General features: G+C 46.5%; 10 protein-coding genes. 1 reads left to right on the top strand and 9 read right to left on the bottom strand.

The features are described 5' to 3' along the window. Positions 1 to 55: 55 nt before the first annotated feature. Positions 56 to 2,821: a preprotein translocase subunit SecA gene (secA, locus tag ICN23_RS05215; RefSeq protein WP_216231192.1), complete on the bottom strand. Its 2,766-nt coding sequence runs from the start codon at positions 2,819 to 2,821 to the stop codon at positions 56 to 58. Between the two features lie 24 nt (positions 2,822 to 2,845). Here secA and ICN23_RS05210 point away from each other — a divergent pair, with 24 nt between their 5' ends. Beyond that, complete coding sequence (locus tag ICN23_RS05210) at positions 2,846 to 3,376, top strand: hypothetical protein (RefSeq protein ID WP_255532706.1); 531 nt, start codon at positions 2,846 to 2,848, stop codon at positions 3,374 to 3,376. Positions 3,377 to 3,399: 23 nt separating this feature from the next. Here ICN23_RS05210 and lpxC read toward each other — a convergent pair whose 3' ends face one another. From lpxC to murG, 8 genes are all read right to left on the bottom strand, one after another. Continuing rightward, positions 3,400 to 4,314 carry a UDP-3-O-acyl-N-acetylglucosamine deacetylase gene (lpxC, locus tag ICN23_RS05205; protein WP_216231191.1) on the bottom strand — a complete coding sequence of 305 codons (915 nt, stop codon included), beginning with the start codon at positions 4,312 to 4,314 and terminating at the stop codon, positions 3,400 to 3,402. 44 nt (positions 4,315 to 4,358) lie between these two features. After that, on the bottom strand, positions 4,359 to 4,859 hold the full coding sequence (locus tag ICN23_RS05200) for a peroxiredoxin (RefSeq protein ID WP_216231190.1): 501 nt from the start codon (positions 4,857 to 4,859) through the stop codon (positions 4,359 to 4,361). A gap of 112 nt (positions 4,860 to 4,971) precedes the next feature. Further along, positions 4,972 to 6,312 carry a cell division protein FtsZ gene (gene ftsZ / locus ICN23_RS05195; protein ID WP_216231189.1) on the bottom strand — a complete coding sequence of 447 codons (1,341 nt, stop codon included), beginning with the start codon at positions 6,310 to 6,312 and terminating at the stop codon, positions 4,972 to 4,974. Positions 6,313 to 6,361: 49 nt separating this feature from the next. After that, positions 6,362 to 7,591, bottom strand: coding sequence for a cell division protein FtsA (ftsA, locus tag ICN23_RS05190; protein WP_216231188.1), 1,230 nt, complete (start codon positions 7,589 to 7,591; stop codon positions 6,362 to 6,364). Between the two features lie 9 nt (positions 7,592 to 7,600). Then, entirely contained in the window at positions 7,601 to 8,458 is an 858-nt protein-coding gene (locus ICN23_RS05185) for a cell division protein FtsQ/DivIB (RefSeq protein ID WP_216231187.1), read from the bottom strand. Further along, positions 8,455 to 9,468 carry a D-alanine--D-alanine ligase gene (locus ICN23_RS05180; RefSeq protein WP_216231186.1) on the bottom strand — a complete coding sequence of 338 codons (1,014 nt, stop codon included), beginning with the start codon at positions 9,466 to 9,468 and terminating at the stop codon, positions 8,455 to 8,457. The genes ICN23_RS05185 and ICN23_RS05180 overlap by 4 nt, the downstream gene beginning before the upstream one ends. Continuing rightward, a complete protein-coding gene (gene murC, locus ICN23_RS05175) occupies positions 9,461 to 10,897 on the bottom strand; it encodes a UDP-N-acetylmuramate--L-alanine ligase (RefSeq protein ID WP_216231185.1) in 1,437 nt (478 codons plus the stop codon). Before murC ends, ICN23_RS05180 begins: the two co-directional genes overlap by 8 nt. Beyond that, positions 10,894 to 11,943, bottom strand: coding sequence for an undecaprenyldiphospho-muramoylpentapeptide beta-N-acetylglucosaminyltransferase (gene murG, locus ICN23_RS05170; RefSeq protein WP_216231924.1), 1,050 nt, complete (start codon positions 11,941 to 11,943; stop codon positions 10,894 to 10,896). Before murG ends, murC begins: the two co-directional genes overlap by 4 nt. Between the last annotated feature and the right edge of the window lie 18 nt (positions 11,944 to 11,961).

The following is an 11,961-nucleotide window of genomic DNA, read 5'->3' as shown; positions in this document are numbered from 1 at the left end:
AAAAGAAAGGGGGCTTTAAGCCCCCTTGGATAACACTTTTTAAAACCCTTATTAGTTAAGCTAGTGCACCGCAGCAGTTTTTGTATTTCTTACCGCTACCGCAGGTGCAGGGATCATTACGCCCTACCTTTGGCCCCACTCGAAGTGGCGCTGGCTGAATATCAATTGCAGCACCACGATCACCTGTTGAGCCTGCTACCTCTTTATCTGGATCGGCATGCTGGTATTGAACGTCGGATAGTCTTGCTAAGTCGTCATTCATTGATTCAGAAGCTTGATCTAGCTCGCTTGCACTTCGAATCTGGACTGTCATGATGTTCTTCACAACATCATTCTTAATGACATTAAGTAATTCACCGTACAACTCGAATGCTTCACGGCGATATTCTTGCTTAGGATCCTTTTGAGCGTAACCACGCAAATGAATACCTTGACGCAAATGATCCAAGGCAGCTAAGTGCTCGCGCCAGTGGCTATCGAGGCTGTATAAAAGCACTGAGCGCTCAAAACCGGCAAAGGATTCGCGACCGGAGAGATTTACTTTTGAATCGTATGCGTCTTTAGCAGCCTGCAATACACGCTCAACGATTTCAGAATCATCTACGGTATCGGCGCCCTCAACCCAATTCTTCAAGTCAACAGTCAGGCCCCACTCGCTGGCCAAAACATTTTCCAAGCCAGTGAGATCCCATTGCTCTTCCATGGACTCATGAGGTACGTAAAGTGAGCATACTGAACGCAATACATCTTCACGTAAATTAGCAATTAAGTCGCCAATATCATCACTCTCAAGCACTTCATTTCTGAGGCGGTAAGTTTCTTTGCGCTGATCATTGGCAACGTTGTCATACTCTAGCAACTGCTTACGAATATCAAAGTTACGGCCTTCAACTTTGCGCTGAGCTGACTCAATAGAACGAGTCACCATGCCTGCTTCAATCGGCTCGCCATCCGGCATCTTCAGTCGATCCATCACAGCGCGCAAACGATCGCCCGCAAAAATACGAAGAAGTGCATCATCTAATGAAAGATAGAAACGGGAAGAGCCAGGATCACCTTGGCGACCGGAACGACCTCTTAACTGATTATCAATACGGCGGCTCTCATGGCGCTCAGTACCGATGATATGCAATCCACCTGATGCAAGAACCTGGTCATGAATACTTTGCCATTCATCTTGTAATTGCTTAATCTTGGCTGCTTTTTCAGCTTCAGAAAGAGCGCTATCAGCCTCAATCAATGAAGACTGCTTGCCCACATTACCGCCCAACACAATGTCAGTACCACGACCCGCCATATTGGTAGCAATCGTGATCATTTTTGGACGGCCTGCTTGGGCAATAATTTCTGCTTCACGAGCATGCTGTTTAGCATTCAAAACTTGGTGCGGCAACTTACGTTGATCAAGTAGCTTTGCGATCAACTCGGAGTTTTCAATCGAGGTAGTACCCACCAATACTGGCTGCCCACGCTCATAACAGTCTTGAATATCTTTAATCACCGCATCATAGCGTTCGCTAGAGGACTTGTAGATCTGATCTTGTTTATCTTTTCTTTGGCTAATGCGGTTAGGAGGAATTACAACTGTTTCTAGGTTGTAAATTTCCTTAAACTCATAAGCCTCTGTGTCAGCGGTACCAGTCATACCAGCCAACTTGCCATACATGCGGAAATAATTTTGGAAAGTAATCGTAGCTAAAGTTTGATTCTCATTTTGAATCTGCACGCCTTCTTTAGCTTCCACAGCTTGATGCAATCCATCAGACCAACGACGACCTTGCATCAAACGGCCAGTAAATTCATCAACAATGATTACTTCATTATTTTGAACAACATAATGTTGGTCGCGGTGATACAAAGAGTGTGCACGCAAGGCTGCATACACGTGATGCATCAAAGTAATATTTTGTGGCGCGTATAGGGAGTCGCCATCATTTAGCGCACCTAACTGTACCAATACAGCCTCAGCCTTATCATGACCTTGCTCTGTCAGATAAACCTGTTGAGACTTCTCGTCTACCCAGTAGTCACCCGGCTTCTCAACACCAGTGCCGTCAGCCTTCTCTTCGCCAATCTGACGCTCTAAATAAGATGGCAGTGCATTGATCTTGATATACAGATCGGTATGATCTTCTGCCTGGCCAGAAATAATTAATGGGGTGCGTGCCTCATCAATCAAAATAGAGTCAACTTCGTCAACAATTGCGTATGCTAAGCCACGCTGTACTCGCTGACCCAAATCTTGAACCATGTTGTCACGCAAGTAGTCAAAGCCAAACTCATTATTTGTGCCGTAAGTAATGTCTGCCGCATAAGCTTCTTGCTTAGTGGTGTGATCCATCTGAGATAGATTGACACCCACTTTCATACCTAAGAAGTTGTAGAGCTTAGACATCCATTCAGCATCACGCTGTGCCAAATAATCATTCACAGTTACAACGTGGACGCCCTTACCAGTTAATGCATTTAAATAAACTGGAAGGGTCGCAGTTAAGGTTTTTCCTTCGCCCGTGCCCATCTCGGCAATCTTGCCCTGATGCAAGGCTAAGCCACCCAAAATCTGAGCATCGAAGTGACGCATCTTCATCACGCGAACGCTTGCTTCACGAACTACCGCAAAAGCTTCCGCTGCAATGTCGTCCAATGATTCGCCAGATGCAAGGCGTGACTTGAATTCTGCAGTCTTTGCAGCAAGTGCAGCATCATCCAAAGATTGCAGGCTCGCTTCAAAAGCGCCGACCTTGGCAACGACTTTGCGATACTGTTTTAAGAGGCGGTCGTTACGACTGCCGACCAGGGTTTTAAGAAGACCGATTACCATGGGATATTGAAGAAAATTAAGTCCTTGAGTTTATCACCCGCAACCCCATTTTTTATGAACTTCACCCCTAAATCCTCCCGCAAGCACACAGCTCATGACTGGATGGATTACCTACGAGAATCCAATGGTCTTGGGGGCATTTTGGCCAAAACAGAAGACCTAGCTAAGCTCAAGGCGAATATCCACGCCGCCCTGACAGCTCTGGATTTAGGGCATCTCAGCCCCAAAATTGAGGCGGGGTGGCGTTCCGGCCCCCAAGAAGAGCTTTTTTTGCTGGTTAATAGCGCCAGTATTGCCAGCCGCCTCCAGCAGATTTTACCTAGCTTAATCAAAGAGTTAGAGAAAAAAGGGGTCTCTTGCAAGGCAATTATGGTACGGGTTAAGCCTGCACCACCAGCCTGGGAGGTAAAACCTCGCCCTGATACTCAACGTGAGAAGCCAAAGGGGTTAAATGATGTAGCCAGGAAATCCTGGGAGTCTCTTTTAGAAAGACTAGAGCCAGAGTCAAGCTTGCGCTCATCTATCGAGAAGCTTCTTAAAAACAAGCCTAAATAACTTAAAAGACTATCTCAGATCTCTTAGAAAAAGAGTGGCTGACTTTCTTGAGAATAGGCACTGGGCGCCTTATTTTCAGCAAAAGAGCTGATTTCATAAGAGTTTGGATCTTCCAGAAGCTTACGTAAAAGTGCGTTATTGAGAGCGTGACCTGATTTCTCGGCAACATAAGCTCCCACAATCGGATGACCAATGAGATAGAGATCGCCAATCGCATCCAAGATTTTGTGACGCACAAATTCATCTTCATAACGAAGTTCTTCGTTATTTAAAATTCGATGCTCATCCAAAACAATTGCGTTATCTAAACTGCCGCCACGCGCTAAACCCATTTCACGTAGCGCCTCAACTTCGTGAGCAAATCCAAAAGTACGCGCACGACCAATTTCGCTGCGGTAAGCATGTTCTGCAAAATCCACTACAAAACGTTGACCCGTTTTATCTACAGCAGGATGCTTGAAGTCAATCGTGAAATCTAACTTAAATCCAAAGAATGGTTCTAGACGTGCAAGCTTGTCGCCTTCACGAACCTCTACCGGCTTTTTAATAACGACAAATTGACGCGGTGCCTCTTGTTCAGCAATACCTGCTGATTCAATTAAAAATAAAAAAGAGGCAGCGCTACCATCCATGATAGGCACTTCCTCACCATCGAGCTCAATGAATAAATTATCAAGACCGAGTCCAGCGCAGGCTGATAACAAATGCTCAACCGTAGAGACGCGTATGCCATCTTTCTGGATCACAGAGGCCAGCCTGGTATCACATACCGCTAAAGCGGTTGCGGGAACAACAGACTGCTCAGGTGTATCTACCCTAACAAACTGAACTCCTGAATTTACCGGCGCAGGTTTAATAGAAATCGTGACCTTACGACCAGAATGCAAGCCAATCCCCACGGTTTTCACCGGAGTTGCGATAGTGCGTTGCTTCATCATATTTAGCTATTTAAATTCAGGGGATATTTGTTAAGAAATTCTAATTACAGCTTTTTCAAAATAGAAGCGGCGTCACTTACTTCAAACTTACCTGGCGCTTCACGATCCAGTGACTTTACAACACCATCTTCAATAATCATTGCATAGCGATCAGAGCGCACGCCCAATCCACGAGCTGTTAAATCTAACTCTAAACCAAGTTTTTTAGTGAACTCAGCGCTACCATCGCCCAACATGCGAATCTTTTTGCCCACCTTCTGATCACGACCCCATGCACCCATCACAAATGGGTCATTCACAGAGATACACCAAATCTCGTCAACACCCTTTGCTTTAATCGCATCACAATGCTCGACATAACCAGGCACGTGTTTTGCAGAACAAGTAGGTGTAAATGCACCAGGCAATGCAAAGATAACAATCTTTTTTCCTGCTACCAACTTCTCAACTTCAAAGGCATTTGGCCCCAAGGAGCAGCCTTCAGTCTCTTCATTCATAAATTCATAAAGAGTAGCGTTTGGTAATTTTTGTCCAACAGCAATCATGACATCTCCAATAAATAATTGTTAGTAAGCATGCCAACGCAAGCGCGGGATTCGTCGTCCGGAGGGGCGCCGCGCTGGCATTTTGCAATTACCTATTGTATTAAGCAGTCAATTAATCTGCTTGCTTACGCAAAAAGGCTGGGATTTCATAGTAATCAGCCCCTTTGTCCAACATGGATTTGGCCTGTGGAGAACTATCTGCACCTAATGTAGGCGCAGGAGTCGCTTCACGAGAGCTACGAAAAACACGTGGCAAATCATATTGGCTGTAATCAACTCCAGAAGTTGCTGGCTGAGTTGCCATTGCTGGAGCACTACCAGCACCAGTCAAGGCCAAACCTGCGCTAGTTCCCAAAGCAGAGTCCATGCTTACCTTGCTCATTGCAGCGGATGGGCTTGCAGGTGCAAAACTATTAAGATCTGCCATTGTTGGCATTGCATCGTGTGTACCAGTAGCCTGTCTCCAAACTACTTCTGGCTGGTTATTTTTACGAGCTTGAGGATTATTCAAACCAGTAGCAACCACCGTCACGCGCAATGCATCACCCAAGCTCTCGTCATACACAGTACCGAAGATCACAGTTGCATCATCTGCAGCATAGCCACGAATAGCAGCCATCACTTCACGAGTCTCAGACAACTTCAATGAACGGCTAGCAGTAATATTCACCAGTACACCGCGTGCACCAGACAGATCAACACCTTCGAGCAATGGTGATGCAACTGCAGCTTCAGCAGCCAAGCGTGCACGATCCATACCGGAAACAGTTGCTGTTCCCATCATGGCTTTACCTTGCTCACCCATCACAGTCTTAACGTCTTCAAAGTCAACGTTGATCAAACCTTGAACATTAATAATTTCTGCAATGCCAGAAACCGCGTTATGCAACACGTCATCAGCGCAAGCGAATGCTTTATCGAACTCAGCATCTTCGCCCATCACTTCAAAAAGTTTCTCATTGAGAACCACAATCAATGAATCCACATAAGATTCGAGTTCTGCAGCGCCGTTCTCAGCTACCTTCAAACGCTTTACACCCTCGAAATCAAATGGCTTACTAATCACGCCAACAGTGAGAATGCCCATTTCTTTTGCCACTTGAGCAACAATCGGAGCTGCACCAGTTCCAGTGCCGCCACCCATACCAGCAGTGATGAACACCATATGCGCGCCTTGCAAGGTATCGGCAATACGAGCTCGCGCCTCTTCAGCAGATGCTGCACCGATTTCTGGTTTAGCCCCTGCACCCAATCCGCTAGAGCCCAGTTGCAAATTCACAGATGCCTCAGAGCGCTGTAAAGCGCCAGCATCGGTGTTCATGCAAATGAACTCTACGCCGTTAACACCACGACGGATCATGTGCTGGACAGCATTACCACCAGCGCCACCGACTCCAACCACTTTAATAATGGTCTTGCCAGCTGTTTCTTGATCTAACATTTCAAATTCCATATACCCTCCTAGGTAAAAAACGTACTACATTGACGACGACGAAAAAAACTTAAAAATTTCCTGCGAACCATTCCTTCATGCGCGAGATCACTCCCTGTAGTGCGCCTGATTGAGAAACACGGCGGCCACGCAACAACTGCGCTTGACCTTCCATCAGCAAACCAATGCTGGTGGCATATCTGGGACTACGTAAAACTTCATGTAAGTGACCACGGTATTCCGGAGTACCTATGCGAGCCGGTCTTAAGAAGACTTGCTCAGCTAATTCCACCATGCCAGGCATCAGTGCTGTACCCCCAGTTAAAACAATTCCGGAAGAAACCATATCTTCGTAACCGGAGTCACGAACTACGCCGCGCACGAGCGTAAATAGCTCTTCAACACGCGGTTCAATTACTGCTGCCAAAGCTTGTTTAGACATCGGGCGTGGCTCACGATCACCCACTCCTGGAACGTCAATCATCGCAGTGGGATCAGCCATATCTTGACGAGCAATGCCATGCGCAATCTTCAAATCTTCAGCATCAATCGTTGGCGTACGTAATGCCATTGCTATGTCATTGGTAATTTGATCACCTGCAATTGGAATCACTGCAGTATGGCGAATTGATCCTTGACAATAAATTGCAATATCAGTGGTTCCACCACCAATATCTACCAAGACCACGCCAAGCTCTTTCTCATCCTCAGTTAAGACCGCCAAACTGGAGGCTAATGGCTGCAGAATTAAGTCATTCACTTCAAGTCCACAACGACGTACGCACTTCACAATATTTTGTGCAGCACTCACAGCGCCAGTAACGATATGAACCTTCACCTCCAAACGAAGACCGCTCATACCGATTGGCTCACGCACGTCTTCCTGTCCGTCAATAATGAATTCTTGAACGAGGATGTGCAAAATTTGCTGATCCGTTGGAATATTGATTGCTTTGGCAGTCTCGAGTACGCGCTCCACATCACCAGCACCAACCTCTTTATCGCGTATCGCAACCATGCCGCTCGAGTTAAAACTCACAATATGGTTACCGGCAATACCGGTAAACACTTGAACGATCTGGCGATCTGCCATGACTTCAGCTTCTTCAAGCGCTTTTTGAATCGATTGAACAGTCGCCTCAATATTGACTACAACACCCTTCTTGAGCCCCTTAGATGCAGTTTGACCAACACCGACTACATTAAATTGACCATCAGGAGACAGTTCAGCAACTAAGGCGACGACCTTAGATGTACCAATATCTAACCCAACCAAAACATCGCGATTGTCTTTACTCATCACCATTCCTCATTGCTTCATCTCGCTTTTTTTGCCATCTACATCACTCTTTTTCAAACTTGCAGAGGCAAGATGAACTGCAAAACCATTCGCATATCGCAAATCAATTGCATCAATTCGATTTGCCCACTTTTCCTGTACTTGGGGCCAATATTTAAACAAGCGTGCCACACGCTCTTCGGTCAAATTTTTATCGGAGCTTTCTTCATCACGCCCAAACTCGACCTTCATGCCGTTAGATAGCCTGACGTGCCATGCATAACGCTCTGTGAGAGCAAGGCTGGTAACTTCTGCGCCCCATGGCTTAAACCAGTTATTCGCTTTTTCATAAAGACTCATCACCTCTTTACCGGAATCTGGGGGACCAGAGAAATCTACCAAACGGATATCGTCACCTATCTCAGAGACGCGTCCAGCAAACAGCTCGCCGTGTGTATTCATCAAAGTGTGGCTTTCAGCGCCACCCCATGTACCAAAGGGCTTTTGTTCTTCGATGCTCACCACTAATCCATTTGGCCAAACCCGACGGACATTCGCGTGTCGTACCCAAGGCATGCTTTCAAATCCACGCTTTACATCCTCAAGGCGAACACTAAAGAAATTACCCTGAACCGTTTCTAAGACCTGTTGTTTCACAATAGGTTTCTTAATATGCTTGAGTGTTTGCCCTGCAACCGGCTCAATTTGAATTTGCTTTAAGGCAAACACTGGACGTTGACTAAGCCATACCAAAATGCCAATGACGAGCATCACTACAAAGCAACGGATCAAGAAACGACTCAGCTTTTCCATGCGATCTGAATGATTCCAGAGCGGGGCCATCAACATGGAGAAAATTTCACCGAAACGGTCCATGAAGTTACTCATGCAAGAGCACCCTCTTTTTGCTGCAGCGTTTGACTCAGTAACCAAAGTACCAAATCCGCATACTCAATACCCGCGGCCTTAGCAGCCATTGGCACCAATGAATGAGAGGTCATGCCTGGAGAAGTATTCATTTCCAGCAAATAAGGTTTGCCAGTTTTTTGCTCCAGCATCACATCAGCGCGGCCCCAAGTCCGGCAACCCAAAGCCTTGTAAGCCGCCAAGGCTAATTCCTGCACGGCTGCATTCACCTCTGGTGCAAGTCCTGTTGGGCATAGGTACTGAGTTTCATCAGAGAAATACTTATTGTGGAAATCATAATTTGCTTGTGGCGGAATAATTTTGATGACAGGCAATGCTTCAGCTGTTTTTCCTTGACCAACCAATGGACAAGTTAATTCATCGCCAACAATGCAGGTCTCTGCAATCACTTTTTTATCTAACCCGGCCGCAAGTTTGTAGGCAGCTGGTAGCTCTTCTACTGATTTCACCTTGGTTAAGCCCAAAGAAGAGCCTTCATGTGCGGGCTTCACAATTAATGGCAAACCTAAGTGCTGAACAACCGCATTCCAATCGCTTGTTGCAGTTAATTCTTCATACTCAGGAGTTGCGAGTCCATTACTAATCCAGACTTGCTTAGTAACGATCTTGTCTATTGCTAAAGCAGAGGCTAAAACGCCACTTCCGGTATAGGGCAGACCCAGTAATTCAAGCAGACCTTGAATCGTGCCATCCTCACCAAAGCGACCGTGTAGCGAAATGAAAATATGATCAAATTTTTCTTTAGCTAGTTCAGTTGGGCAACGCAAACCGGTATCAAAGGCATGGGCATCCACACCTTTAGAGCGCAAGGCTTCCAGCACACCATTGCCTGACATCAGTGAGATTTCTCTCTCGCCAGATTTACCACCAAGCAATACACCCACGCGGCCGAAAGACTTGATATCCAAACTAGCCAGGGTCGACTTAACGCGATCACCCCAAGAACTTAAGTTAGCAACTACCTTAGACATGCTTTGCCTCCGCTAACGTATGCGGCAAAGCAGAAATTGATCCTGCACCCATCGTAATTAAAACATCCCCATCTTTTAAAACTTGACTTAATTTTTCTGGCATCTCAGCAATGCTTGCAGCATAAGCAACTGCACCTGAATTTAATAAGGCTTTTGAATTCTTATCTTCAGCAATAGCGGCTTTCATCAAGCTCTTACCATCTGCCCCCGGAATTTTGGCTTCGCCTGCTGGATAGACATCAGTCAACACCAATGCATCAAAGCTTCTAAGGACCTGTACAAACTCACCAAAACAATCACGTGTTCTAGTAAAGCGATGTGGCTGGAACGCCAGAACTAAACGGCGATCTGGATAGGCTCCGCGTGCAGCAGCCAAGGTTGCCGCCATCTCTACTGGGTGATGACCGTAATCATCAATCAAAGTAAAGCTGCCGCCCGATGCCAGCGGAATTTCTCCATAACGCTGGAAGCGACGACCAACACCGCTAAATTCAGAAAGCGCTTTTGTTATTGCTTCATCGCCGACGCCTAACTCTGTTGCTATTCCAATAGCCGCCAAAGCATTACGTACATTATGTAGCCCAGGCAAGTTCAGTGTCACATTGAGCGGACCAGGTTTATTGCCATGTCTACGAACGGTGCGACGATCAACAGTAAAGTGCATGCGAGTGCCATCGGCACGTACATTGCTAGCGCGGATATCAGCATCTTCGGATAAACCGTAGCGAAGTACTGGCTGAGATACGAACGGAATGATGTCGCGCACATTTGCATCATCAATACAGAGTACTGCGACACCATAAAACGGCATGCGCTGAATAAACTGCACAAACGCTTGCTTTAAGCGGGCCATATCATGCTGATAGGTATCCATATGATCTGCATCAATATTGGTAACTACTTCCATCGCTGGAAATAATTGCAAGAAAGATGCATCAGATTCATCGGCCTCAACCACAATGAAGTCGCCACGTCCTAAGCGGGCATTAGCCCCAGCCGAATTGAGTTTTCCGCCAATCACAAATGTAGGATCTAAACCGCCCTCAGCCAAAACTGATGCAACTAAGCTGGTGGTAGTTGTTTTACCATGCGTTCCAGCAATCGCAATACCTTGCTTTAAACGCATCAGCTCACCCAACATCACAGCACGTTGAATGACGGGAATTTTTGCAGCACGAGCAGCCAATACTTCTGGATTATTTCCAGCGACAGCGGTTGAGATCACAACCGCCTCTGCAGTGCCAATATTTTTAGGATCATGGCCAATGTGAATAACGGCGCCCAGCTCCTGCAGGCGCTTAGTAACAGCGCCCTCAGCAAGGTCTGACCCTGAAACCTGATACCCCAAGTTCAACAGCACCTCAGCAATGCCGCTCATACCAGCGCCACCGATGCCGATGAAGTGAATTTGCTGAACGATATGCTTCATTTACCCACCCCCGCACAATCTGCACACACTTCAGCTACTCGCTGAGTTGCATGCGGCTTCGCTAAGGCATACGCACGCAATGCCATCTCTTTTAAATCTGTGCGATCCAAGTTTTGAATCATCAACGCCAAATCTTGTGGATTAAGTAAAGGCTGGGGCAATAAAACTGCTGCGTCTGCATTTGACAAAAACTGTGCATTAGCAGTTTGATGGTCATCAATTGCAAATGGGAAAGGTATGAGGCAAGAGGCAACACCACAAGCCGCAATTTCAGAAACTGTCATTGCACCTGAGCGACAAATTACTAAATCCGCCTGCGAATACGCTGAGGGCATGTCATCAATAAATGAACGAATATCTGCCACGACACCCAGCTCGGCATAACGCTTTTCAAGATCCGCCAAATGCTTATCCCCTGCTTGATGAATCACTCTTGGACGAGATGCCTCAGGAATCAATGCCAATGCAGCTGGAATATTTTCATTTAAAGCTGCGGCCCCTAAGCTACCGCCCACCACCAAAATAGAAAGCGGTCCTTGGCGCTGCTCATAACGCACTGCTGGTGCAAGCATATGATCAAACTCTTCGCGAATCGGATTGCCAACCCATTCAGCATGAGCCATCGTATTAGGGAATCCAGTCAAAGTCCGCATAGCAATTTTGCTCAGCGCAAGATTGGCGCTACCAGCCACTGAATTGGCTTCATGCAAAACTAGCGGGCGCTTTAGGAATTTAGTCACCAAGCCGCCTGGGAAAGTAATGTACCCTCCCATACCCAGAACAACATTCGGCTTAACACGGCGCATGATTTTCCAACTTTGGATACACGCACGCATGAGATTAATAGGCAGCATCAACTTTGTCTTTAAGCCCTTGCCACGCAGACCACCAAAATCAACCGCCTCGAATGGAAAGTCACAAGATTTCACGAGTCGATACTCCATGCCTGCTTGATTACCCAACCAAGAGACATTCCAACCACAAATCCGCAAGTATTCAGCGACAGCTAGGCCTGGGAAGATATGCCCACCAGTTCCACCAGCCATCACAAGAATTGAGGGTTT

The organism is Polynucleobacter sp. MWH-Jannik1A5 (assembly GCF_018881795.1).
Taxonomy (GTDB): Bacteria; Pseudomonadota; Gammaproteobacteria; order Burkholderiales; family Burkholderiaceae; genus Polynucleobacter.
This window is presented reverse-complemented; position numbering and strand designations above follow the sequence as displayed.